Source organism: Streptomyces sp. NPDC034670 (assembly GCF_055574875.1).
Genome location: NZ_JBVITR010000070.1, coordinates 1 through 26,857, shown reverse-complemented (window position 1 = coordinate 26,857; position 26,857 = coordinate 1). Strand labels below are relative to the sequence as shown.

Annotated in this window: 3 protein-coding genes and 1 pseudogene; all 4 read right to left on the bottom strand. The window is 76.6% G+C overall.

Annotation, left to right across the window (positions count from 1 at the left end; translation table 11 throughout):
- Positions 1–7,105: type I polyketide synthase (locus ACZ56B_RS30070; protein WP_468797343.1), on the bottom strand; the 7,105-nt coding region annotated here is incomplete at its 3' end.
- Positions 7,102–16,713, bottom strand: coding sequence for a type I polyketide synthase (locus ACZ56B_RS30065; protein ID WP_468797341.1), 9,612 nt, complete (start codon positions 16,711–16,713; stop codon positions 7,102–7,104). The genes ACZ56B_RS30070 and ACZ56B_RS30065, both read right to left, overlap by 4 nt.
- A gap of 61 nt (positions 16,714–16,774) precedes the next feature.
- Positions 16,775–19,906 (bottom strand): annotated as a pseudogene (locus ACZ56B_RS30060) (type I polyketide synthase); the annotation flags it as partial.
- A gap of 147 nt (positions 19,907–20,053) precedes the next feature.
- Positions 20,054–26,857, bottom strand: a 6,804-nt coding sequence (locus ACZ56B_RS30055) for an SDR family NAD(P)-dependent oxidoreductase (protein ID WP_468797339.1), incomplete at its 5' end; no start/stop codon positions are given.

The window sequence follows — 26,857 nt, the reverse complement described above, 5'->3', positions numbered from 1 at the left end:
GGTAGTCCGGCGTGACCCCGAGGGACTCCACCAGCCGGAACAGCGCCACCTGCACCGCGAACAGCGCCGGCTGGGCGTACTGCGTCCGCTCCAGCACCTCGGCCTCCCCGCCCCACATGACCTCCCGCAGGCACGGATCGAACCCGGCCAGCACGGCATCCAGCGCCTCGGCGAACACCGGGAACCGCTCATACAGCTCCCGGCCCGCCCCCGGCCGCTGGGAGCCCTGCCCGGAGAACACGAACGCCAGCGGGGCCGCTCCCGTGGCCACACCGCGCGCGGCCTCGACCACACCGTCGGGTCCGGCCAGCAGCACGGCCCGGTGCGCGAACCGCGCACGGCCGGTCGCCAGCAGGTGTCCGATGTCGTGGGCGGTGCCGTGCGCATGCGTGCCGAGACGATCCAGCTGTACGTCCAGCGCGTCGGCGGTCCTCGCCGAGACGATCCACGGGAACACGTCCACCGCCGGATCCGCCGTGTCGTCGGGTTCCGGCCGTCCGGGGACATGTTCCAGGATCAGGTGCGCGTTGGTGCCGCTCACGCCGAAGGAGGAGACACCGGCCCGCCGCGGCCGCCCGGTGTCCGGCCACACGGTCTGCGCGCGCACCAGCTCCACCGCCCCGGCCGACCAGTCCACCTGCGAGGACGGCACGTCCGCGTGCAGGGTGGGCGGCACCACCCCGTGCCGCATCGCCAGCACCATCTTGATCACACCCGCCACCCCGGCGGCGGCCTGCGTATGCCCCAGATTCGACTTCACCGACCCCAGCCACAGCGGCCGCTCCCGCTCCCGCTCCCGCCCGTAGGTGGCCAGCAGCGCCTGCGCCTCGATCGGATCACCCAGCCTCGTGCCCGTGCCATGGGCCTCCACCACATCCACATCCGCCGGAGCCAGCCCCGCGGCCGCCAGCGCCTGGCGGATCACCCGCTGCTGCGACGGCCCGTTCGGCGCCGTCAGCCCGTTGGACGCCCCGTCCTGGTTCACCGCACTGCCCCGCACCACCGCCAGGACCCGGTGCCCACGGCGGCGGGCCTCGGACCACCGCTCCAGCACCAGCACCCCGACGCCCTCGGCCCAGCCCACCCCGTCGGCCGCGTCCGAAAACGCCTTGCACCGCCCGTCCGGCGCCAGCCCGCCCTGCCGGGAGAACTCCACGAACGCCGCCGGCGTCGACATCACCGTCACCCCGCCGGCGAGCGCCAGCGCGCACTCCCCCGCCCTGAGCGCCTGCGCCGCCAGATGCACCGCCACCAACGACGACGAACACGCCGTGTCCACCGACACCGCCGGCCCCTCCAGACCCAGGGCATACGCGACCCGGCCCGACGCGATGCTCGGCGCACTGCCGTTGCCGCGGAACGCCTCGTGCTCGGGACCGGTCAGCAGATCCCGGTAGTCGTTGTACATGACGCCCGCGAACACACCCGTGCGGCTGCCGCGCAGCGACACCGGATCGATACCGGCCCGCTCGACCGCCTCCCACGACGCCTCCAGCAGCAGCCGCTGCTGCGCGTCCGTCGCCAGCGCCTCCCGCGGACTCATCCCGAAGAACTCCGCATCGAACCCGCCCACGCCCGCGAGGAACCCCCCTTCCCTGGCGGACGAGGTGCCGGGATGCCGCGGATCGGGGTGATACAGCCGCTCCAGGTCCCAGCCGCGGTCCGCCGGGAACTCCCCCACCGCGTCCACCCCCTCCGACACCAGCCGCCACAGCTCCTCCGGCGAGGCCACCCCGCCCGGGAACCGGCACGCCATCCCCACGATCACCACCGGATCGTCGGTGGCTCCGGAGGCGGGCAACGCCGCCTGCGCGGCGGGCGGCTCGGACGTGTCGTCCGGGAAGAGGTCGGCGAGCAGACGCTCGGCCAGCGCGTGGGGTGTCGGGTGGTCGAAGACGAGCGTGGCGGGCAGTCGCAGTCCCGTCGCGGTGTTCAGCGCGTTGCGCAGTTCCACGGCCGTCAGGGAGTCGAAGCCCAGGTCGCGGAAGGGACGGTCGGCCGCCACGCCCTCGGTGTCCTGATGGCCGAGGACCGCGGCCACGTTCTCGCGGACCAGGTGGAGCAGCGCGGCTCGCCGTTCCGCGTGGTCGAGCGGGGTGAGCCGTTGTCCGAGGTCGGCCACGGGTGTGCCGCCTGCCGCCCGGTCCGGGAGCGGAGCCGCAGCCGTGGCCGCCGCCGTACGTCGTGTGCGCGGGCCGACGAGGTCACGCAGGAGCGCGGGGACGTCGTCGCGGGCGCGCAGTGCGGTCGGGTCGATCCCGATGGGGAGGACGGCGGGGCGCCCCGTGGCCGGGGCGGCGTCGAAGAGGGCGAGTCCCTGGTCGGGGGTGAGGAACGGGAAGCCGGAGCGGGCCAGGCGAGCCCGGTCCACGTCGGTGAGCTCGCCGGTCATCGCGCTGCTCGCGACGTCCCAGGGTCCCCAGGCCAGGGAGAGGGCGGGCAGGCCGTGTGCGTGGCGGTGTTCCGCGAGGGCGTCGAGGAAGGCGTTGGCGGCGGCGTAGTTGGCCTGGCCCGCGCTGCCCAGGGTGCCCGCCGCCGAGGAGAAGGTGACGAACGTGCCGACGTCGGGGGCGAGTTCGTGCAGGTGCCAGGCGGCGTCGGACTTGGGCCGCAGGACGGTGGCGAGGCGTGCGGGGGTGAGGGCTTCCACGACGCCGTCGTCGACGGTTCCGGCCGTGTGGACGACGGCGGACAGGCGCTCCCCGACGAGGACACGGGCCAGGGCGTCGCGGTCTCCGACGTCACAGGCGACGATCCTGACACGGGCACCGAGTTCGGTGAGGTGGGCGGCGAGTCGGTCGGCGCCGGGGGCGTCGGGACCCCGGCGGGAGACCAGGAGGAGGTCGCGGGCTCCGTGCCGGGTCACCAGATGGCGGGCGAGGAGCGCGCCCAGGCCTCCGGTGCCGCCGGTGACCAGCACGGTGCCGGAGACGTCCCAGACGGGTGGTGGCGTGGTGCGGGGTGCCCTGCGCAGTCTGGGGGCGAGCAGACCGGCCGCGGAGAGGCGGATCTCGGGCTCGGGCGCGGTCAGGGCTCGGCGCAGCAAGCGCCCGTCGAGCGGGCCGTCGTGCGCATCGTCCTGCGATCCGCCCGGCGGGCCGTCGAGGTGGAGGACGGTGAAGCGGCCGGGATTCTCGGTCCGGGCCGTGCGCAGCAGTCCGCGTGCCGCGGCTGCCGCCAGGTCGCCGGCGCCGGCCGTGGCCACGACCAGGCGCGCGGCGGCGAAGCGGGGCTCGGACAGCCACTCCTGCGCCAGGCGGAGCGCCTGTTCGGCGGTGCGGTGCAGCGCGGTGGGCACCGGGTCCCCGCCGGACGCGAGACGGACCAGGACGACGGGCGGCGGCGTCTCGTCCGGCGCCGTCAGGTCCGACAGGCGGGGCCACGTCGTGACGGTTGCCCCCGCCGAGCGCAGGGCCGCGGCCAGGTCGTCCGTGTCCGGGCCCACCACCGCGACCGTCTCCGGGCCCATGACGCCCGAACCGTCGACCGGGATCCAGTCCACGGCGTACAGCGCGTCGGGGACGGCCCCGGGCGTAGCGGTGGCCCGGACGGGCGGCCGGGTGGCGAAGGCCGCGACGGACAGTACGGGGCGGCCGGCCGGGTCGGCGGCGTGCAGGCTGACGGTGTCGTGGTCGAGGCGGGCCAGCCGGGTCCGTACGGTCGTGGCGCCGGTGGCGTGGAGGGTCACGCCCTCCCAGGAGAACGGCAGGCCGCCCTCGCTGAGCGCTCCGAGGTCGCCGTGGGCGGCGGCGTGCTGAGCGGCGTCGGACAGGGCCGGGTGGAGCGCGAAGGCCGCGGCGTCGGTGTGGGCCTCGCGCGGCAGGACGGCCTCGGTGAACAGTTCGCTTCCCCGGCGCCAGGCGGCGCGCAGGCCGCGGAAGACGGGGCCGTAGCTGAAGCCGAGGTGTTCCAGGTGGTCGTAGCAGTCGGAGAGGTCGACGGGTTCGGCGCCGGGGGGCGGCCATGCGGTGGCGTCGAAGGCGTCCTCGGAGGGTGTCGCCCCGGCGGTGCTCGGGGCGGTGCCGAGGTGGCCGGTGGCGTGGTCGGTCCACGGCTCGTCGGGGGTGGCCGCCTCGCGGCGGGAGTGGACCGTGACGGGGTGGCGGCCGTCGGCGGCCTGCGGGCCGACGCGCACCTGGACGTGCACGGCCTCCCGTGCGGGGAGCTCGAGCGGGGCGGTGAGGGTGAGGTCGTGGACGTGGTCGCAGCCGACCTCCTCGCCGGCCCGCAGGACGACGTCCAGGAAGGCCGTGCCGGGGACGAGGACACGGCCGTGGACGACGTGCTGGGCGAGCCACGGCTGGTTCGCCGGTGCCAGTCGGCCGGTGAGGACGGCGCCCTGGCCGTCGGCGAGGTCCACGGCAGCCCCGAGGAGGGGGTGGCCGGTCGGGCCGAGGCCGAGACCGGCGGCGTCGCGCACCCGGCCGTTCGGGGTGGGCCAGTAGCGCTGTCGTTCGAAGACGGTGGTCGGCAGGTCGACGCGGCGGGCGCCGGTGTCCCGGTAGAGGGCGGCCCAGTCGACGGTCCCTGCGGTGCTCGCGGTGTGCAGCCGGGCCAGGCCGGTCAGGAGGGACAGCTCTTCCGGTCGTCCGGCGCGCAGGAGCGGTACGGCGACGGTGCGGGACGCGTCGGTGGCGTCGGCGCCGGAACCGGGGTCGAGGCCGGTGACGAGCGCGGACAGCACTGCGTCGGGGCCCAGTTCCAGGTGGGCGCGCACTCCCCGGGCGGTCAGGGTCCGTACGGCGTCGGCGAAGCGCACGGTGGCGACGGCGTGCCGCACCCAGTGGTCGGGATCGCGCAGTTCACGGGTCGTGGCGGTGCGGCCGGTGACGGTGGAGACGACGGGCAGGTGCGGCTCGTGGAACGTGAGCCCGGCGACGGCCTCGCGGAAGGCTCCGAGCACGGGCGTCATCAGCGGTGAGTGGAAGGCGTGCGAGACCGCCAGCCGGTGGGTGCGGTGCCCGGCCGCGCCGAGCCGGTCGGCGACGGCGAGCACGGCGTCCTCGGCGCCGGACAGGACGACGGCGGTGGGACCGTTGACGGCGGCCAGGGCCACGTCGTCGGTCAGCAGCGGGCGTACGTCCGCCTCGGTGGCCTCGACGGCGACCATGGCGCCGCCCTCGGGGAGTGCCTGCATGAGCCGGCCCCGCGCGGTGACGAGCGCGCAGGCGTCCTCGGCGGCCAGCACCCCGGCGACGTGGGCGGCGGTGATCTCGCCGACGGAGTGCCCGGCGAGGAAGCCGGGCCGCACCCCGAGCGACTCCGCCAGCCGGTAGAGGGCGGTCCCGACGGCGAACAGGGCGGGCTGGGCGTACTCGGTACGGTTCAGCCGTTCCTCGTCGTCGCCCCACATCACGTCCCGCAGGGCGGGATCGAGGTGGGTGAACAGCTCGTCCAGTGTCCCGGCGAAGACGGGGAAACGGTCGTACAACTCCCTTCCCATGCCGAGGCGCTGGCTGCCCTGACCGGTGAACAGGACGGCGAGGCCGCCCTCGGTGGCCATGCCGCGGGCCAGCTCGCGCGGCGCGCCGCCCTCGACCGGCAGCAGGACGGCGCGGTGTTCGAGGTGCGCGCGGCCGGTGGCGAGGGAGTGGCCGACGTGGAGGGGGTCGAGGCCGGACGCGGCCTCGGTGAGGCGGTCCAGCTGGGTGGTCAGGGCGGTGGCCGTGCGGGTGGACACCGGCCACGGGGTGAGCGTCGGGGCGGCCGCGGTGGTCGGCGCGGGGTCCTCGGCGGGAGGCGCCTGTTCCAGGATGACGTGCGCGTTCGTTCCGCTGATGCCGAAGGAGGACACGCCGGCCCGGCGCGGTGCCCCGCTGCTCGGCCACGGCGTGTTCTCGCTGAGCAGCCGGACCGAACCCGCCGTCCAGTCGACGTCGGGGGTGGGGTGTTCGGCGTGCAGGCTGCGCGGCAGCAGCCCGTGGCGCAGGGCCAGCACCGTCTTGATGACGCCGGCGACTCCGGCGGCGCCCTGGGTGTGGCCGATGTTGGACTTCAACGATCCGATCAGCAGGGGGCGCTCGCGGTTCCGGCCGTAGGCGGCGATGAGGGCCTGGGCCTCGATGGGATCGCCGAGGGTGGTGCCGGTGCCGTGGGCCTCGACGGCGTCGATCTGGTCGGGGGTGAGACCGGCGTTGTCGAGGGCGGCGCGGATGACACGTTGCTGCGCGGGGCCGTTGGGGGCGCTGATGCCGTTGGAGGCGCCGTCCTGGTTGAGGGCGGTGCCGCGGACGACCGCGAGGACGGGGTGGCCGTTGCGGCGGGCGTCGGCGAGCCGTTCGAGGACGAGGACGCCGGCGCCCTCGCTCCAGCCGACGCCGTCGGCGGCGGCCGAGAACGGTTTGCAGCGCCCGTCGGCGGCCAGCCCGCCCTGCGCCGTGAAGGAGACGAACGTCCCCGGCGTGCACATCACGGTCGCGCCGCACGCCAGGGCGAGGCTGGACTCGCCGGTGCGCAGGGACTGCACGGCCCAGTGCAGGGCGACCAGGGAGGAGGAGCAGCCGGTGTCGACGGTGACGGCGGGTCCTTCGAGGCCGAGGACGTAGGAGATGCGGCCGGAGAGCACACCGGCGGCGTGGCCGGTGGTGGCGTAGATCCGCATGTCCTCGCGGGCGTCGGCGACGACCTTGGCGTAGTCCTGGATGGTGGTGCCCGCGAAGACGCCGGTGCGGCTGCCGCGCAGCGCGGTGGGAGCGATGCCGGCGCGTTCCAGGGCCTCCCACGCGGTCTCCAGGAGGAGCCGCTGCTGCGGGTCCATGGCGACGGCCTCGCGCGGGGAGATCCCGAAGAACGCCGGGTCGAACTCGGTCATCCCGTCGAGGAAGCCGCCCTCGTGGGTCCGGCTGCGGCCGGGTCCGTCGCCGGCCAGGCGGGCGAGGTCCCAGCCGCGGTCGGTGGGGAAGCCGCCGATGGCGTCGCGCCCTTCGACGACGAGCCGCCACAGGTCCTCCGGGGAGGTGACGCCGCCGGGGAAACGGCAGCCCATGCCGACGACGGCGATCGGTTCCACGGCCGCCGAGATGAGCTGCTGGTTCTGCCGGCGCAGCCGCTCGTTCTCCTTCAGGGAGGTCCGCAGCGCCTCGACGTAGGGGTTCGGTGTGTTCAATGCGGGCTCTCTCGGGTCGGGCGGGCGCGTCGGTCCGTGGCGGTCTCGGCCGCGAGCCGCAGCAGGCTCTCGCCGTCGAGCGCGTCCAGGTCGTGCGGGTCGCCGGGGCCGTCGGACCGTGGTCCGTCGTCCGGGTCGCCGTACGCGTGGGCGGACGGGCCGTCGGCCGGGTCGGCGTCGGCGAGTTGCAGGACGAGGTCGAGCAGTCCGGCCCTGCGGAGCCGGGCGGGCGGGATCGTGGCGAGCGCGGCGCGGACGGCCGCGTCGGGGTCGTCGGCGGTGTCGGCGGTGGGGAACAGCTCGGCCTTGAGGTGGGCGGCGATGGCGGTGGCGTCGGGGTGGTCGAAGACGAGGGAGGCGGGCAGCGGCAGGCCGGTCGCCTTCTTGAGGCGGTTGCGCAGGTCGACGGCGCTGACGGAGTCGAAGCCGAGGTCGCGCAGGGCGCGTCCGGCGGGTACGGCGTCGGCGCCGGCGTGTCCGAGGGTGGCGGCGGCCTCGGTGCGGACGACGTCGAGGAGCAGCCGGGCGCGTTCCGTGTCGGGCAGGTCGGCGAGCCGCTCGCGCAGGCCGGGAGCGGTGCCGTCGCCGTCCGGGAGGGCGTCGGGCGTGGGCTGCGGTTCGCGTGCCTCGGGGAGCGCGGAGAGCAGGGGGCTCGGCCGGGCGGCGGTGAACGCCGGGAGGAACTTCGCCCAGTCCATCGCGGAGACGGTCATGCCGGTGCGGTTCTCGTCGAGGGCGCGTTGCAGGGCGGTGAGCGCGGTGCCGGGCTCCATGGGTTCGACGCCGCGCCGCGCGAGTTCGGCGGCCAGGCCGGGTGCGGTGGCCATGCCTGTCCCGCCCCAGGCGCCCCAGGCGACGGAGGTGGCGGGCAGGCCCGCGGCACGGCGGTGCTGGGCGAGCGCGTCGAGGTAGGCGTTGGCGGCGGCGTAGGCGGGCTGGCCTGCGCTGCCCCAGGACGCGGCGCCCGAGGAGAACAGCACGAACGCGTCGAGGTCACGGTCCGCGGTGAGTTCGTGCAGGTGGCGTGCGCCGAGCAGCTTGGCGCGCAGCAGCGCGTCGAGCGTGTCCGGGGTGAGGGCGGTCGCCGCGCTGTCGCCGTCGCAGACGCCGGCGGCGTGGAGGACGGTGGTGAGCGGGAACTCGTCCGGTACGGCGGCGAGTCGGGCGGCGAGGGCATCGCGGTCGGCGGTGTCGCAGGCCGCGATGGTGATCCGGGCGCCGCTGTCCGTGAGCTGCTGCCGGATGGCGTCGGCGCCGGGGGCGTCGGGGCCGCCGCGGCTGAGGAGGACGACGTGTTCGGCGCCCCGGGCGACGACCCAGCGGGCGAGGCGGACGCCGAGCGCGCCGGTGCCTCCGGTGATCAGGGCGGTACCGCTGGTGCGCCAGGCGTCGGCCGGCGCGGGCTCCCCGGCGGGCAGGAGACGCCGCCCGTGGATGCCGGAGGGGCGCAGGGCGGCCTGGTCCTCCGTGGCGTCCGGCGTCAGCAGGCCGGCGAGGAGCGCGCCGGTGCGGGTGTCGAGGGTGCCGGGCAGGTCGGCCAGTCCGCCCCACAGGCCGGGCTGTTCGAGGGCGACGACGCGTCCGAGGCCCCACAGCGCGCCCTGCGTCGGGTGCCGTACCGGGTCGCCGGGTACGGCGGCGACGGCCTCACGGGTCAGGCACCACAGCCTCGCGCCGGTGGCGGTGTCGGCGAGCGCCTGGATCAGGGCGACGGTGGCGGCGAGTCCGGCGGGGACGGCCGGACGGCGGGCGTCGCCGGGCTCCTCGGCGAGGCCGAGCAGGGAGACGACGACGGAGGGCGGCCCGGAGCGCGACGCGTCGTGGGGCGTGCCGTCGGTGGCGGGTCCCGCGGTGCCTTCGGGGGCCGGCCCGGTGGTGGCCGCGTCACGCGGTGCGGTGCTGGACGGGGGCCGGGTGAGCAATCCGGTGAGGGAGGCGCGGTCGGCGGTGGCCGGGTCGACGTCGGCGCGGGTGGTGTCGGGTCCCAGGGCGGCGACCACGGCGCGGACCCAGGGGTCGTCGGCGTACCCGCTCGGCACGACGACCAGCCGTCGGACGCTGCGGTCCCCGGCGGGCTCCGGCACCGGCTGCCAGTCGTCCCGGTAGCACCAGGAGGCGGCGAGCGCGCGCTGCCGGGCCCGTCGGCGCCGGTCGGCCAGGGCGGGCAGCACGGCGGCCAACTCCTCCTTGCCGAGGCCTGTCTCGGCGGCGAGCCGGGCCGTGTCGCCGCTGTCGACGAGTTCCCAGAACGCGGTGTCGCCGTCATCGGCGGCTGCTGCCGCCGGCCGGGGCGTGGGCCAGTACCGGCGTCGCTGGAAGGGGTAGGTGGGCAGTTCGACGGGCGGCGCGGAGCGGACCGCGTCGGGGTAGCAGGGCCGCCAGTCCACGGGCACCCCGGCGGACCAGGCGGTGGCCGCCGCGAGCAGGAAGGTGCGGGTGCCGCCGGCGGAGCGGCGGATCGTACCGAGGGCCACGGCGTCCTCGACGCCGGCCGCCTCGCTGGTCTCGCCGATCGCGCCGGTCAGCACCGGGTGCGGGCTGCTCTCGACGAACACCCGGTGCCCGGCGTCCAGCAGGGACCGCGTGGTCTGCTCCATGCGCACGGTGTGCCGCAGGTTCCGGTACCAGTAGTCGGCGGTCAGTTCGGTGGTGTCGACCCGTCCGCCGGTGACGGTGGAGAAGAACGGGATCCGACCGGGCCTCGGGCTCAGTTCTCCCAGCACTGCGAGCAGTTCGTCGCGCACTGCCTCGGTCTGCGGGCCGTGCCCCGCGATGTCGGACTGGACGTGCCTGGTGCGCAGGCCCTCTTCCGCGCAGCGGGCGCTCAGTTCGTCGAGGGCTCGGCGTTCCCCGGACACGACGACGGAGGCGGGTCCGTTGAGGACGGCCAGGGAGAGCCGTCCGGGCCAGGCCTCGAGGAGCGGGGCGACGCGGTCGGCGGGCGCGAAGACGGACATCAGGCCGCCGAGCCCGGCCAGTTTCAGCATGGTCCGGCCGCGCAGCGCGACGAGCCGGGCCGCCTCCTCCAGCGCATACGCTCCCGCCACGTGCGCGGCGGCGATCTCGCCCTGCGAGTGGCCGACGACGGCGCCCGGTTCCACACCGTGGGAGCGCCACAGCGCGGTCAGCGCGACCATCATCGAGAACAGCGCGGGCTGTACGACGTCGGCCCGGTGCAGCATCTCCGGGTCGTCGCCCTCACCGGCGAGCACGTCGGTCAGCGACCAGTCGACGTACGGGGCGAGGGCGTCGGCGCAGTCACGGACCGCCGTACGGAACACCGGTGAGGTGCCGAGGAGTTCGCGGCCCATGCCCCACCACTGGGAACCCTGCCCGGGGAAGACGAACACGGGCCCGGCGTCACTGCCGACGGTGGCCCCCCGCACCAGCGCCGGGGCCGCACCGCCGGCCGCCAGGGCGTCCAGGGATCCGAGGAGTTCGTCGCGGTCGGCGCCCAGGACGACGGCACGGTGGGTGAAGGCCGAGCGGGTGGTGGCGAGGGCCCAGCCGGTCGCCGTGGGCGGGGTCGCGGGGTCGGCCCGCAGGAACCGGGCGAGCCGGGCGGCCTGTTCGGCGAGCGCGGGCGCGGACCGGGCGGCCAGCGGGAGCGGGACGTCGAAGCCCTCGGCCGGGTCCGGGGTCGGCGCGGGGGGTGACGGGGAGGGTGCCGCGGGTGCCTCCTCCAGGACGACGTGGGCGTTGGTGCCGCTGATGCCGAACGCCGAGACGGCCGCCCGGCGCGGACGCTCCGCGCGCGGCCACTGCCGCGCCGACCGCAGCAGCCGTACGGCACCCGAGTTCCAGTCGACTCGGGTGGAGGGCGCGTCGGCGTGCAGGGTGCGCGGCAGGACGCCGTGCTCCATGGCCAGCACCGCCTTGATGACGCCGGCCGCGCCCGCCGCCGCCTGCGTGTGCCCGATGTTGGACTTCACCGAGCCCAGCCACACCGGGTCCTCGCGGTCCTTGCCGTACGTCGCGAGGAGCGCGCCCGCCTCGATGGGGTCGCCGAGCCGGGTGCCGGTGCCGTGCGCCTCCACGGCGTCCACGTCGGCCGGGCCGAGCCCGGCGTCGGCGAGCGCCTGCCGGATGACGCGCTGCTGGGCGGGCCCGTTCGGGGCGGTCAGGCCGTTGGACGCGCCGTCCTGGTTCACGGCGGACCCCCGGACGACGGCACGGACGCGGTGGCCGTTGCGGCGCGCGTCGGACAGCCGCTCGACGACGAGCAGGGCGACGCCCTCCGAGTAGCCGGTGCCGTCGGCGTCGTCGGAGAAGGCCTTGGAGCGGCCGTCGCCGGCGATGGCACCGAGCCGCTGGATGCGCGCGAAGCTCGCCGGGTCGGTCATCACGGTGACCCCGCCCGCGAGGGCGAGGGAGCACTCCCCGGCGCGCAGCGCGGTCACCGCCTGGTGCAGGGCGACCAGGGAGGACGAGCAGGCGGTGTCGACGGTGAGCGCGGGGCCCTCCAGGCCCAGGACGTAGGAGATCCGGCCGGACATGGCGCTGGCGGCCAGGCCGGTGGCGGCGTGGCTCTCGGTGCGTTCCTCGGCTCCGCTGACGACGTGGGCGTAGTCCTGGCCGTTGCTGCCGACGAACACGCCGGTGCGGGTGGAGCGCAGGGTGAGCGGGTCGATGCCGGACCGCTCGAAGGCCTCCCACGCGGTCTCCAGCAGCAGCCGCTGCTGCGGGTCCATGGTGACGGCCTCGCGCGGCGAGATGCCGAAGAAGGCCGCGTCGAAGTCGGCGGCGTCGTGCAGGAATCCGCCCTCGAAGCGGCTGCCGGGGCCGCCGTCGAACTCGCCGAGGTCCCAGTCGCGGTCGGCCGGGAAGGGGCCGACGACGTCGCGCTCGTCGGTGAGCAGCTCCCACAGGCGGTGCGGCGAGTCGGCGCCGCCCGGCAGGCGGCAGGCCATGCCGACGATCACCACGGGGTCGTCCGGGTCGTGGCCGGGGGCCGGTGCGTCGGCCGGGGCGGTGTCGTCGAGGGTGCCGGTCAGGGACGCCAGCAGGTGTTCGGCGAGCCGGCGCGGGGTGGGGTGGTCGAAGACGACGCCCGCGGTGAGGGGCAGGCCCGTGGCGGCGGCGAGGCGGTTGCGCAGGTCGACGGCGGTGAGCGAGTCGAAGCCGGAGGCGCGGAAGGCGCGGTCGGCCGGGATCGCGCCGGCGCGGGTGTGGCCGAGGGCGGCGGCGGCCTGGGCGCGCACCGTGTCGAGGACGAGCGCCGGGTGCTCGGCGGCGGGGCTGGTGCGCAGCCGGTCGGCCAGCGGGGGCGCGGGCCGCCCCGCCGTGCGGGGGCCGCCGGCGGCGGGGTGCGCGTCGAACAGCGGGCTGCGGCGCAGGCCGGTGCGCAGCGCGGCGGCGAGCGGGGCCGCCTCGGCGACGACGAGGGCCGGGTGGGGTTCGGTGGTCGCCTCCAGCAGGGCGGTGAGGGCGAGGTCGGGGTCGAGGCCGCCGAGCCCGGCCCGGTCGGCCCGCCCGTCCGCGAGGCCTGCGGCCATGCCGGCGCCGCGCCAGGCGCCCCAGGCGACGGCGAGCGCGGGCAGGCCCTCGGCGTGTCTGCGCCGGGCGAGGGCGTCCAGTACGGCGTTGGCGGCCGCGTAGTTGGCCTGGCCGGGGTTGCCGACGGCGCCCGACACCGACGAGAACAGCACGAACGCGGACAGGTCGTGGCCGCGGGTCAGTTCGTCGAGCAGCAGCGCGCCGGTGGCCTTGGTGCGGTACACCTCGGTGAACCGTTCGGGTGTCAGCCGGTCCAGGACACCGTCGTCCAGTACCCCGGCGGCGTGCACGACGGCGGTGAGCGGCCGGTCGGCGGGGACGGCCGCGAGCAGGTCCGCGAGCCGGGCCCGGTCGGTGACGTCGCAGGCGGCGATGTCCACCTCGCAGCCGGACGCGGTCAGTTCGGCGCGCAGTTCGGCCGCGCCGGGTGCGTCCGGTCCGCGCCGGGAGACCAGCAGCAGCCGCCGCGCGCCCTCGCGGGCCAGCCACCGGGCGACCTGGGCACCGAGACCGCCGGTGCCTCCGGTGACGAGGGTGGTGCCGCCGGTGCCGGGGCGGGTGCCGCCGGCGACGGGGGCGGTGGCGTCGGGGCGTGGGTCGGCCGGCGGCTCGGATTCCCGGCGGGGAGCCGGTACGAGGCGCCGTACGTAGGCCCCCGTGGCGCGGATCGCGACCTCGTCCTCGCCGTCGCCCGCCGCGACGACGGCCAGCAGGGTGCCGACCGCCGCCGGGTCCGGACCGGTCGCGGGCAGGTCGATCAGGCCGCCCCAGCGGTCCGGGAACTCGCGTGCGGCGACCCGTCCAAGACCCCATACGGCGGCCTGGTCGAGGCCGCTCACCCGGTCGCCGTCCGTGGCGGCCACCGCGTCGCGGGTCACGCACCACAGGGGTGCCCGGACACCGGCGTCGCCCGTGGCCTGGACCACGGCCGCCGCCGAGAGGAGCCCGGGCAGACCGGGCGCGGTGAGGCACAGCACACCGGTCACGGACGTGTCCCGGACCGCGTCCGTGAGCAGCGCGGTGAGTTCGCCGCGGTCGGCACCGGCCGGGCACGGCACCCGCACCGCGCCCGGTCCCAGCGCGTCCGCCGCCGCCCGTGCCCAGGGATCCTCGGCGTCCGGGTGCAGCAGCAGCCAGGTGCCGGCGACCTCGGCCGGCGGGTACGCGCGCGGCAGCCACGTCTCCCGGTGCCGCAGGCCGTCCACGGCCGCCCGGTCGCGGTGCCGGGCCCGCCAGGACAGCAGCGCGGGTATGACGGCACGGACCGCCGACTCGGCCACGCCGAGCCGCTCCGCCAGCCGGGCGGCGTCCGTGCGCCCGACGGCCGCCAGGAAGTCCGCGTCCGCGGCCGTCCCTCCACCGGGGTGGCGGCGGGGTGCGAACCGCTGCCGTCGGAAGGGGTACGTCGGCAGGTCGACCCGGCGGGCGCCGGTGCCGGCGAACAGCGCCGTCCAGTCGACGCCGACGCCGTGCACGTGGAGCCGGGCGAGGGCGGTCACGGCGGACTGCTCCTCGTCCTGGTCGTCGCGCAGCAGGGGCACGACGACGGCGCCCGGCGGCAGGGACTCCTGCGTGAGCGCCGCGAGGACGCCGCCGGGGCCGATCTCCAGCCAGGCGCCGACGCCCTGGCCGGCCAGCGTCCGCACACCGTCGGCGAAGCGCACGGTCTGCCGCAGGTGGCGTACCCAGTAGTCGGGGTCGGTGAGTTGGCCCGGGTCGGCGAGGCGGCCGGTCACGTCGGAGATCACGGGGATCGCCGGTTCGGCGAGGGTCAGGCCCGCCACGGCGGCGCGGAAGGAGTCCAGGACGGGGTCCATCAGCGGCGAGTGGAAGGCGTGCGAGACCCGCAGCCGGGCGGTGCGGTGCCCGGCTGCGGCCAGGCGGGCGGCGACGGCCTCGGCGGCCTCCTCCGGGCCCGAGACCACCACGGACCGGGGCCCGTTGACGGCGGCGAGCGCCACGCCCTCGCCCTCGTCCAGCAGCGGGCGCACGTCGTCCTCGCTTGCGGCGACGGCGATCATCGCTCCCCCGGCGGGCAGCCCCTGCATCAGGCGGGCCCGCGCGGTCACCAGGCGGCAGGCGTCGGGCAGGGACAGCACGCCGGCCACGTGGGCGGCGGCGATCTCCCCGACGGAGTGGCCGATCAGGTATTCGGGGCGCACGCCCCAGGACTCGACGAGCCGGTACAGGGCGACCTCGACGGCGAACAGGGCGGGCTGTGCGAACTCGGTGCGGTGCAGGGCCGGTTCGTCGCCGCCCCACATCACGGCCCGCACCCGTGGATCGAGCAGGCCGAGGGTCTCGTCCAGGGCGTCCGCGAACACCGGACGGCGCTCGGCGAGTGCGCGGCCCGTCCCGAGGCGCTGGCTGCCCTGTCCGGAGAACAGCACCGCGAGCGGCGGTTCCTCGACGGCGACGCCCTCGGCGAGCACGGGGGCGCCCTCGGCGGAACCCAGCAGCACGGCCCGGTGCTCGAACACCGACCGTCCGGCGGCGAGCGAGTACCCGACGTCCAGCGGGGCGTGGTCGGAGGCCGCCGCCCTGATGCGCGCCGTCTGGTCCGCGAGGGCGGCGGCGCTGCGGCCGGAGACCGGCCAGGGCACCGCCCGGGGGGCGGCCGCGGGCTCGGCGTCGGGCTCCTCGGCCGGGGCAGGTGCGGGCGCCTCCTCCAGCACCACGTGCGCGTTGGTGCCGCTGATCCCGAACGACGACACGGCGGCCCGGCGTTCCCGGCCGGTGCCGGGCCAGTCGGTGGGCTCACGCAGCAGCTCGACCCGGCCCGACTTCCAGTCGACGGCGGTGGTGGGCGTGTCGGCGTGCAGGGTGCGCGGCAACCGGCCGTGCCGCATCGCCAGGATCATCTTGATGACGCCGGCGATCCCGGCCGCGGCCTGCGTGTGTCCGATGTTGGACTTCAACGAGCCGAGCAGCAGCGGCCGTTCTCGGTGCTGCCCGTAGGTGGCGAGAAGGGCCTGCGCCTCGACGGGGTCGCCGAGCCGCGTGCCCGTGCCGTGTGCTTCGACGGCGTCCACGTCGGCGGGGCCGAGGCCGGCCGCGGCCAGTGCCTGCCGGACGACCTGCTGCTGGGCCCGGCCGCTGGGGGCGGTGAGGCCGTTGGAGGCGCCGTCGGAGTTGACGGCGCTGCCGCGCACCAGGGCCAGGACCGGATGACCGCGGCGGCGCGCGTCGGACAGCCGCTCCACGACGAGCACACCGACGCCCTCGGACCAGCCGGTGCCGTCGGCCCCCTCGGCGAACGCCTTGCAGCGTCCGTCGGGCGCGAGCCCGCCCTGCCTGCTGAACTCGGTGAAGACCGCCGGGTCGGACAGCACGGTGACCCCGCCGACGACGGCCAGTTCGGCCTCGCCGGCGCGTAGCGCCTGGACGGCGGTGTGCAGGGCGACCAGGGAGGACGAGCAGGCGGTGTCGACGGTCAGCGCCGGGCCCTCGAGACCGAGGACGTAGGCGAGGCGGCCGGACAGGACGCTGGACGCGGTGCCGGTCATGACGTGGCCCGCGTCGTCGTCCACGCCGGGGCCGGGACGCCCGGAGTCCCACTGGTAGGTGCCGGCGTAGACGCCGGTGCGGCTGCCGCGCAGAGAGAGCGGGTCGATGCCGGCCCGTTCCAGCGCCTCCCAGGCCACCTCCAGGAACAGCCGCTGCTGCGGGTCCATCGCGGCGGCCTCGCGCGGCGCGATGCCGAAGAACTCGGCGTCGAACTCGTCGGCGCCGGCGAGGAACCCGCCGCCGCGAGCGGTGCTCCCGGTCAGCAGGGCGGGCAGGTCCCAGCCCCGGTCGGCGGGGAAGCCGGTGACGGCGTCACCGCCGGAGTCGACCAGGTTCCACAGGTCGTCGGGCGAGGAGACACCGCCGGGCAGCCGGCATCCCATGCCGACGACGGCGACGGGCTCGGCCCCGCGCCCGCCGGGCGCACCCGGCCCGGCGGCCTCGGCCGGCCGGACGGGCTCGGCCGGCTGGGCGGGCTCGGCCGGCTGGGCGGGCTCGGCCGGCTGGGCGGACTCCAGTTCCCCGATGCGCCGGTGGGCGCGGCGCAGCTCCGCCGTGACCCGGCGGAGGTAGTCGACGACTGTGTCCTGCTGCTCTTCCTGCACGGGAGATGTCCCATCGCGATGACGCGTGCGTGCGTGGTCTGCGGAGGTCGGAGGGCGCCGGTCAGCGGACCGGGAACTCCTTGTCGATGAGGTCCAGGAGCCGGTCGACGGGCACGGCGGCGAGGTCGTCGTCGTCCGCGGCACGGTTCGTGCGGCGGGTCCGCGCCGTGGGTCGCCGGCCCTCCGGGCGCAGCTCCTCGAGGAGCCCTTCGAGCCTGCTCAGTGCGGCATGCCGGTCCGGGTGGTCCTCGGGCAGGGCGCGCAGGGCGCGTTCGAAGTCCTCGGGCCAGGCGGGCGGTTCGGCCGCCTGGGGCTGCTCGTCGAGTTGCTCGGCCAGGCGGGCGGCGAGCGCGGCCGGGGTCGGCCGGTCGTAGAAGAGGGTGCCGGGCAGGTGCAGGCCGGTGGCCCGGGCGAGGCGGGCGCGCAACTCGGTCTCGGCGTAGGAGTCGAGGCCCGAGGCGCGCAGGGCGAGGCGGGGGTCGATGCGCTCGGGGTCGGCGTGCCCGAGCGCGGCGGCGGCCTCGGTGCGGATGAGGGCGAGCAGGGCGCGTACGCGGCGTGGGCCGGTGAGCGCGCGCAGCTCCGCCGCGTCGGTGGCCGGCCGGCCGGGCCGCTCCGCGGCTGACCGGGACTCCAGGGCGGGCCAGTGGCGCTCGCGCTGGAACGGGTAGGTGGGAAGGTCGGTGCGGCGTGCGCCGGTGCCCGCGAACAGGGCGGGCCAGCGTATGTCGGTGCCGGTGACGTGCAGCCGGGCCAGCGCGGACAGCAGCGCCTCTTCGGCGGACCGGTCCGCGCGTTGGGCGGCGACGGTCACCGTCCCGGTCCCGGCGAAGCGTTCGGCGGTGCGCGCGGTCAGTACGGCGTCGGGTCCGGCTTCGAGGAACGTGCGGACGCCCGCCTCCCGCAGCGCCGTCACGGCGTCGCCGAACCGCACGGTGTCGCGCAGGAGCCGCACCCAGTGGTCGACGGACGCCAACTGCGGGTCGGTGGCCAGGGTGCCGGTGACGGCCGAGACGACCGGGATGCGGGACGGACGTGGCTCCAGGCCGGCCACTTCGCGGCGGAACGCGTCCAGGGCGGACGCGTCCGCGGGGGCCGGGCGCAGGGGCCCCACAGGGGTGACGGCGCGGCCCTCGGCGGCGAAGGCGCCGGCGATGCGCCGCACCTCCCCCGCCGTCCCCGCCAGGACGATCCTGTCGGGGCCGTCGACCGCGGCGAGCGTCACGCCGTCGGTGAGCAGCGGCAGCACCTCGGCCTCGGTGGCGTGGACGGCCACCGCCTCGCCCGCCGCGGTCTCCCGCGGCACCCGGGCCCGGGCGGCCACGAGGCGGCAGGCGTCCGGCAGCGACAGCGCACCGGCCACATGTGCGGCGGTCACCTCCCCGAGCCCGTGCCCGGTGACGTAGGCGGGGCTCACGCCGAAGGACTCCAGCAGCCGGTACAGGGCCACTTCATGGGCGAACAGTAGGGGTTCGCCGGCCGGATCGTCGCGCTCGGCAGCGGCCGGCAGGTCGCCGAAGGCGGCGAGCACGGCGTCCAAGGCGCGGGCGAACACGGGGAACCGGTCGGCCAGTTCGCCGCCCCACGTCGGCCGGGCGGAACCGGCGTGCCCGGGGAACAGCACGGCGACCGGGCCCGGTTCGGCGACGCAGCGCGCGGCCTGGGCGGTGCCGTCGGCGGAGGCGAGCAGCACCGTGCGGTGCGGCAGCGTGGCGGCGCGGCCGGTGGCCAGCGAGTAGGCGATGTCCGCGCGGGCCCCGTCGTCCGGGGCGGGCAGTCGGCGCAGCCGGGCCACCGCCGCGTCGAGGGCGTTCGCGGTGTGCGCGGACACCACCCACGGCACGGTGCGCGGAGTGACGCCCTCCGCGGCGGGTTCCGACGCCCCCTCCGGGACGCGAGCCGCTTCCGGGGCGGGGGCGGCCTCCGGGGCCGGGGCCTGCTCCAGGATCACGTGCGCGTTGGTGCCGCCAATGCCGAACGACGACACCGCCATGCGGAGCGGGCGGCCCGTCGCGGGCCACTCGGTGGTGTCGCGCACCAGCTCCGCCGACCCGGCGGACCAGTCGACGGCCGCGGTGGGCCTGGTGACGTGCAGGGTCGCGGGCAGGACGCCGTGCCGCAGCGCCAGTACGGCCTTGACGACACCGGCGACCCCGGCGGCGGCCTGGGTGTGACCGATGTTGGACTTCAGCGACCCGACGAGCAGCGGGCGTTCCCGGTCCCGGCCGTACGCGGCGAGCAGTGCGCGGCCCTCGACGGGGTCACCGACGCGGGTGCCGGTGCCGTGCGCCTCCACGGCGTCCACGTCGGCCGGGCCGAGGCCGGCGTCTTCGAGTGCCTGGGCGACGACCTCCCGCTGGGCGGCGCCGCTGGGGGTGGTCAGGCCGTCGGTGGCGCCGTCGGAGTTGACGGCGGTGCCGCGGACGAGGGCGAGTACGGGGTGTCCGTTGCGGCGGGCGTCGGTGAGTCTCTCCAGCACGAGGACGCCGGCGCCCTCGGCCCACGCGGTGCCGTCCGCGTCGTCCGAGAACGGCCTGCAGCGCCCGTCGGGGGCGAGACCGCCCCGGAGGGCGTAGCCGATCAGGCCGCGCGGCGTGGACATCACGGTCGCGCCGCCCGCCAGCGCCAGGGTGCACTCCCCCGCGCGCAGGGCCCGGACGGCGCAGTGCAGTGCGGTGAGCGAGGACGACGACGCGGTGTCGAGGGTGATGGCCGGGCCGCGCAGCCCGAGGAGGTGGGCCAGGCGGCCGGAGGCGACGCCGGGCGCGGTGCCGGTGACCGAGTGCCGCGTGGCGTCCTCGGCGGCCCGGGCGGTGAGGAGCGCGTAGTCCTCGCCGCTGACGCCGACGTAGACCCCGGTGCGGGTGTCGCGCAGGGACAGCGGGTCGATGCCGGCCCGTTCGACGGCCTCCCAGGCGGTCTCCAGCAGCAGCCGCTGCTGGGGGTCGGTGGCGACGGCCTCGCGGGGCGACAGTCCGAAGAAGCCGGCGTCGAAGTCGGCGACGCCGTCGAGGAAGCCGCCGCGCCGGGGGACGGCGGGGCCGTGAAGGCCGTCCAGGTCCCAGCCGCGGTCGGTGGGCAGCGGGCCGGTGGCGTCCCGGCGGGCCAGCAGCAGCTCCCACAGGCCCTCCGGGTCGGTGACCCCGCCGGGCAGTCGGCAGGCCATCGCGACGACCGCCACCGGTTCAGCGGCGACCGGGTCGTGGAACTCCAGGAACTCCAGTCCGGACAGGATCGTCATGACGCCGCACCGCCTCCGGAGGATCGGGAACTCAGCGAGACTGGACGGGAGCGTAGGTCCGGGCGGGCCCGGTTTTCCCTAGACCCGCCCGTGGCCCGGTCACCGCCCGTCCGCCTCCAGCGTCCGCAGCCACTCCTCCATCAGCCGGGCCGTCTCGTGGGCCCTGTCGGCGATGAGGGTCCGGTGGCTCGCCTCGATCATCTGCGTGACGTGCGCGGGCACCGGTGGTGCCGCGTCACCGCGGCCGACGCCGGGCAGGGACTCCGTGCAGCGGATCAGCAGGCTCGGCACGCCCGTCTTGTAGCGTTCGGCGCCACCGGTCGTCATCCGCAGGAACCACTGCGCCATCGCGGACAGCCGCGCGCTGTCGAGCTTCACGGACGGGGTGTCGATGTCGGCCAGGTAGTTCTCGTGGAAGAGGTCCCAGTCGACGCCCTCGCCCGCCTTGTACTCCAGGCTCAGCGTGTCGAGCATGATGACGCCCTCCGGGCGGATCCCCCAGGTCTCCTCCAGCACTCCGGCCGCGCGATAGGCGAAGGTGCCGCCCATGGAGTAGCCGACGAGGACGAAGGGTTCGCCCTCACTGGCCAGCAGGGCGCTCTCGGCGATGAGCCGGACCGCGGCCTCGCTGGTGGCGGGCAGCGCCTCGCCCTCGGTGAAGCCGAGCAGGGGCAGGGCGCTGACGTGCCGGTTGCCGCGGAACGGGGCCGCCATGCGGGCGTACTGGTGCACGCCGCCCGTGGCGCCGGGCGCGCTGACGCAGATCAGACGCGGCAGGGCGGGTCCTTCGGCCAGCGTGACCGGCTGCGGCAACTCCGGCACCTCGGCGGTCAGTTCGACCTGCGGCCGGGTCGCCGCCACCGCCGTCAGCAGCCGCATCGCCTCCAGCGTCCTGCCGTTCTTGACGGTGTCGAAGAACAGGTTGACGACCGAGTCGGGGGCGCTGTCCCGCGTGGCGGCGGTCAGTGTGCCCGGGCCGCCGGCCGTCCGGCCGCCGAGCGCGGCGAGCTGGCCCTGGAGCCACCGGGCGAGCCGGGCGGGCGTGCGGTGGTCGAACACGGCGGACGTCGGCACACGGATGCCGAGCGCCTCACCGAGCTGGTTGCGCAGTTCCAGGGCGATGAGTGAGTCGAAGCCCATGGTGAGGAATTCGCGGTGCGGTTCCACCGCCCCCTCCTCGGGCCGGCCGAGCAGGACGGCGGCGGTCTCCACGATCAGGTCGGTCAGTGCCTGCTCCCGCGCGGCGGTGTCCAGGCGGCCGAGCCGGTCCCGCAGGGTGGCGAACGACCGGGTCGCGGTGGCGGCCGTACGGCGCGCGCCGCCGACCAGGCCGCGCAGCATCGCCGGGACGTCCCCGCCGGGCCGGGACCTGTCGACGCGCAGCGGCACGAGGTGCGCCTCGCTCCGCTCCAGCGCGGCGTCGAACAGGGCGAGGCCCAGTTCGAGGCCGAGCGGCGGTGTCCCGGAGCGTTCCATGCGCTGGAGGTCGGTGCCGGTGAGGTCGGCGGTCAGGCCGGTGCGGCGGGCCCAGAAGCCCCAGGACAGCGAGGTGGCGGGCAGCCCCTGCCCGTGCCGGTGGGCGGCGAGGGCGTCGAGGTAGGCGTTGGCCGCGGCGTAGCTCGCCTGGGCCTGGCTGCCGAGGACGCCGGAGACGGAGGAGTACAGGACGAAGGCGGCGAGGTCCGTGTCGCGGGTGGCGCGGTGCAGGTGCCAGGCGCCGTCCGCCTTGGGGCGCAGCACTGCGGAGACCCGGTCGGGGGTGAGGGAGGGCAGTACGCCGTCGTCCAGGGCGCCGGCGGTGTGCACGACGGCGGTCAGCGGGTGCTCGGCGGGCACGCCGGCCACCAGCGCGCCGACGGCGTCGCCGTCGGACACGTCGCAGGCGGTGACGGTCACGGAGGCGCCGGCCTCGGTGAGTTCGGCCCGCAGGTCCGCGGCGCCGGGGGCGGCCTCGCCGCTGCGGGAGACCAGCAGCAGGTGCCGTACGCCGTGCCGGGTCACCAGGTGGCGGGCGAGTTCACCGCCGAGGCCGCCGGTGCCGCCGGTGATCAGCACGGTGCCGTCGGGGTTCCAGGACGCGACGTCGCGGGTGTGGTCCCCGGGGACCCGGGCCAGCCTGGCGACGCGTGCCGTCCCCTCGCGGATCACCCACTGGTCCTCGTCCGCGACGAGCAGCGCGGGCAGGGCCACGGCCGACACGTCGGTGTCGTCCAGGTCGGCCAGCACGAAGCGGCCGGGGTTCTCCGACTGCGCGGACCGCACCAGGCCCCAGACGGCGGCGGCCGCCGGGTCGGTGACGTGTTCGCCGTCGGCGGCCATCGCGCCGCGCGTGACGAGCAGCAGCCGGGAACGGTCGAGGCGTTCGTCGGCGAGCCACTCCTGGAGCAGGGCGAGCACCCGGTGCACGGTGTCGTGCACGTCGCCCGGCTCCCGGCCGCCGGCCACGGACACGAGGAAGCCGTGCGGTACGGGGCCGCTGTCGCCGCCCTCGCCGACGGCTCCCGCGAACGTCTCGGTGTAGGCGACGACGTTCTCCCCGGCGAGGGCCATGGCCTGGCCGAGGCCGTGGGCGTCGTCCCCGACGACGGCCCAGCGGGCGCCGGCCGGTGCGGCGAGGCCGTCCGGGGCGGGCACCCATTCGACGCGCAGCAGGGCGTCGCGCGGATCGTCGGCCGGTGCGGGGGCGGGGCTGTCGCCGCCGGCGCGCAGGGTGAGCGCGTCGACGCTCACCACGGGGTCGCCCTCGACGTCGGTCGCGGCGAGGGCGATGGTGTCGGGCCCGGTGCGGACGATGCGGGCGCGCAGCACGGTCGCGCCGGAGGCGTGCAGGGTGGCGCCCTGCCAGCTGAACGGCAGCATCCGCTGTTCGTTCTCCTCGCCGGCGTGGACGCCGGCGTGCAGCACGGCGTCCAGCAGGGCGGGGTGGAGTCCGAAACCGTCGGCGGCGCGGGCCGCCCCGGGCAGGACGACCTCGGCGTACGCGTCCTCGCCGAGCCGCCACACGCCGCGCAGGCCCTGGAAGGCGGGCCCGTAGTCGAGCCCGGCGCGGGCGTAGCGGCGGTAGATGTCGGAGACGTCGATCCCGGTGGCGCCGGCGGGCGGCCACACCGTCGTGTCGAGGGGTGTCGGCGGCTGCGGTTCACGGGAGAGGAAGCCGGTGGCGTGCAGCTGCCAGGCGGTGCCGCCGCGGGCGGGCCGGGAGTGGAGGCGGACGGGCCGGCGGCCTTCCTCGTCGGGTGCCGTCACGCGCACCTGCACCTGGACGGCGCCCTGTTCGGGCAGCACCAGCGGGGCGGCGACGGTGAGTTCGTCGACGCGCCCGCACCCGGCGGCGTCACCCGCCCGGACGGCGAGTTCCAGGAATCCGGTGCCGGGGAAGAACACCGCGCCGGACACCCGGTGCTGGCCGAGCCAGGGCTGCGCGGACAGCGACAGGGTGCCGGTGAGGACCAGGTCGCCGGAGTCGGCGACGGTCACCGCGGCGCCGAGCAGCGGGTGTCCGGTCGGGTCGAGTCCGGCGCCCGACACGTCGGTCGCGGTGCCGGCCGGGGTGGGCCAGTACCGGCGGCGCTGGAAGGCGTAGGTCGGCAGGTCGACGACCCGGGCCGCGCCGAAGGTGCCCGGCCGGGCCCAGTCGACGGCGACACCGCGCACGTGGGCCTCCGCCAGGGAGGTGAGCACCCGGTCGGTGCCGTCCTCGCCGCGCCGCAGCGTGCCGACGGTGACGGCCCGTACCCCGGCCTGCTCGGCGCAGGACTGGACGGCACCGGTGAGCACGGGATGCGGACTCGCCTCGATGAACGTCGTGAAGCCCTGGTCGAACAGGGCCCGTACGGCGTCCGCGAACCGCACCGGCTGCCGCAGGTTGCGGTACCAGTACCCGGCGTCCGCGGCGGTGGTGTCGAGCCGTTCACCGGTGACCGTCGAGAGCAGCGGTACGCGGGCGGTGCGGGGCGTCAGCGGCGCCAGCGCGGTGAGGAGTTCGTCCTTCAGGTCGGTGACGTGGGCGGAGTGGGAGGCGTAGTCGACGGCGATCTTCCGGACCCGTACGTCCTCCGCCGTCAACTGCTCGTGCAGTTCGTCGAGGGCCGCGGCGTCGCCGCTGATGACGACGGCGTCCGGGGCGTTGACCGCGGCGAGGAACACCCGGTCGTCGCCGCGGGCGGCGAGGCGGGCCTCGACGTCGGCGGCGGGCAATGGCACGGCGATCATGCCGCCGCGTCCGGCGAGCCGGCGGGCGATGGCCCGGCTGCGCAGGGCGACCGCACGCGCCCCGTCCGGCAGGGACAACGCCCCGGCGACGACGGCGGCGGCGATCTCGCCCTGGGAGTGGCCGACGACCGCGTCCGGGGTGACGCCGTGGGCCTCCCACACGGCGGCGAGCGCGACCATGACGGCCCAGGTGGCGGGCTGTACGACGTCGACACGGTCCAGGCCGGGAGCGCCGTCGGCGCCGCGCAGCACGTCGAGGAGTGACCAGTCGGTGAACTCGGCGAGCGCCGCCGCGCATTCGGCGACGCGTTCCGCGAACACCGGTGACTCGTCCAGCAGTCGGGCTCCCATGCCGGCCCACTGGGCGCCCTGGCCGGGGAAGACCAGGACGGTCCGGCCGTCGGTGTCGGCGGTGCCGCGTACGACGGAACGGGCCACGGCGTCGCCGGCGGCCAGGGTGCCGAGACCGGCGAGGAGGGCGTCGCGCCCGGTGCCGACGACGACGGCGCGGTGTTCGAAGGCGGCCCGCGTGGTCGCGAGGGAGAACGCGACGTCGGCCGGGTCCGGGGCCGGTTCGGCGGCCAGCCGGGCGGCGAGCGCGGCGGCCTGCCCGCGCAGCGCGGCCGGGGTGCGCGCGGACAGCACCCAGGGCAGCGGCCCCGCGGCGGCCCGGGCCCGCCCGTCCGGCGCGGCGCCGACGCCCTCGCGGGTGCTGATGTCGGCGCCGGTGCCGGCGTCGACGCCGGTGTCGCCCTGTTCCAGCACCACGTGCGCGTTGGTGCCGCTGATGCCGAACGAGGAGACACCGGCCCGGCGCGGCCGCCCGGTGCTCGGCCAGGGCGTGTCGCGGTCCAGGAGGACGACGGGGCCCGCCGACCAGTCGACGTGGGAGGACGGCCGGTCGACATGCAGGGTGCGCGGCAGGGTGCCGTGGCGCAGCGCCAGCACGGTCTTGATGACTCCGGCGACACCGGCGGCGGCCTGCGTGTGGCCGATGTTGGACTTCACGGCGCCCAGCAGCAGGGGCCGGTCGCGTTCCTCGGCGCCGAAGACCGCCATCAGGGCCTCGGCCTCGATGGGGTCGCCGAGGATGGTGCCGGTGCCGTGCGCCTCCACCGCGTCGACGTCCGCCGGACGCAGCCCGGCCGACGCGAGCGCCTGCCGGATGACCCGCTGCTGGGCGGGCCCGTTGGGGGCGCTGAGTCCGTTGGACGCGCCGTCCTGGTTGACCGCGGAGCCCCGTACGAGGGCGAGGACGCGGTGTCCGTTGCGGCGGGCGTCGGACAGCCGCTCGACGACGAGGACGCCGGCGCCCTCGGACCAGCCGGTGCCGTCGGCCGCGTCGGAGAAGGCCTTGCAGCGGCCGTCGGCGGCGAGGCCGCCCATGGCGGTGAAGCCGGAGAAGCTGGACGAGCTGGTCATGACGGTGACACCGCCCGCCAGGGCCAGTTCGCACTCGCCGTTGCGCAGCGCCTGGGCGGCCAGGTGCAGTGAGACGAGGGAGGAGGAGCAGGCGGTGTCGATCGTGGCGGCGGGGCCCTCCAGGCCGAACACGTAGGCGATGCGGCCGGACATCACGCTGGCCGCGAGGCCGGTGCCGAGGTGGGTCTCCACGTCGTCGGCGGACCGGGCGACCAGTTCGGCGTAGTCCTGGCCGTTGGTGCCGACGAAGACGCCGGTGCGGCTGCCGCGCAGGGTGTGCGGGTCGATCCCGGCGCGTTCGAACGCCTCCCAGGAGGTCTCCAGCAGGACCCGCTGCTGCGGGTCCATGGCGAGCGCCTCGCGCGGGCTGATGCCGAAGAACTCCGGGTCGAACCCGGCGGCGTCGTCGAGGAAACCGCCCTCGGTGGTGGCGCTGTGCCCGCGTCCGGAGCCGGCCAGCACGTCCAGGTCCCAGCCGCGGTCGGTCGGGAACGGGGCGATGGCGTCGCGGCCCTCGGCGAGCAGTTCCCACAGGTCTTCCGGGGAGCGCACGCCGCCGGGGAAGCGGCAGGCCATGCCGACGATGGCGAGCGGTTCGTCCGTGCGCGCCGCCGTGACCGGCTGCGGCGCGCGGGCGGCGGCGTCGGGTTCGTCCAGCAGGACGCCCAGGATGTGTTCGGCGAGGGTCCGGGGCCGCGGGTGGTCGAACAGCAGACCCGCGGGGAGGGACAGGCCGGTGACGCGGGCCAGCCGGGTGCGCAGTTCCATCGCGGTGAGTGAGTCGAAGCCGAGGTCTTGGAAGGACTTGTCGGGCCGTACGGCGGTCGGGTCGGGGTGGGCGAGGACGGCGGCGGCGTGGGTGCGCACGAGGTCGAGCAGGAGCGGCAGCCGTTCGGCCGGGGCGGCGGCGCGGAGCCGCTCGCGCAGGGCGCGCCGGGCCTCCGTTCCGGCCGAACGGCCGGTGTTCGCCGTGCGCAGTGCCTCGCGGGCGGCGGGGAGTCCGGCGAGCGCGGCGGACGGGCGGAGGCTGAACAGCGCCTGGAGGAACGGCGGGTGCTGCAGGTCGGCGACCACCGCGGTGGGGTGTTCCTCGGCGACCAGCTCGGCGAGCGCGGTGAGCGCGAGTGCCGGTTCGAGGAGCGACGTCCCGGACTGCCGGGTGCCGTCCTGGAGCCCGGCGGCCATGCCGCCGCCGTCCCAGGCGCCCCAGGCGACGGAGGTGGCGGGCAGGCCCTCGGCGCGGCGGCGCTGCGCGAGCGCGTCGAGGAC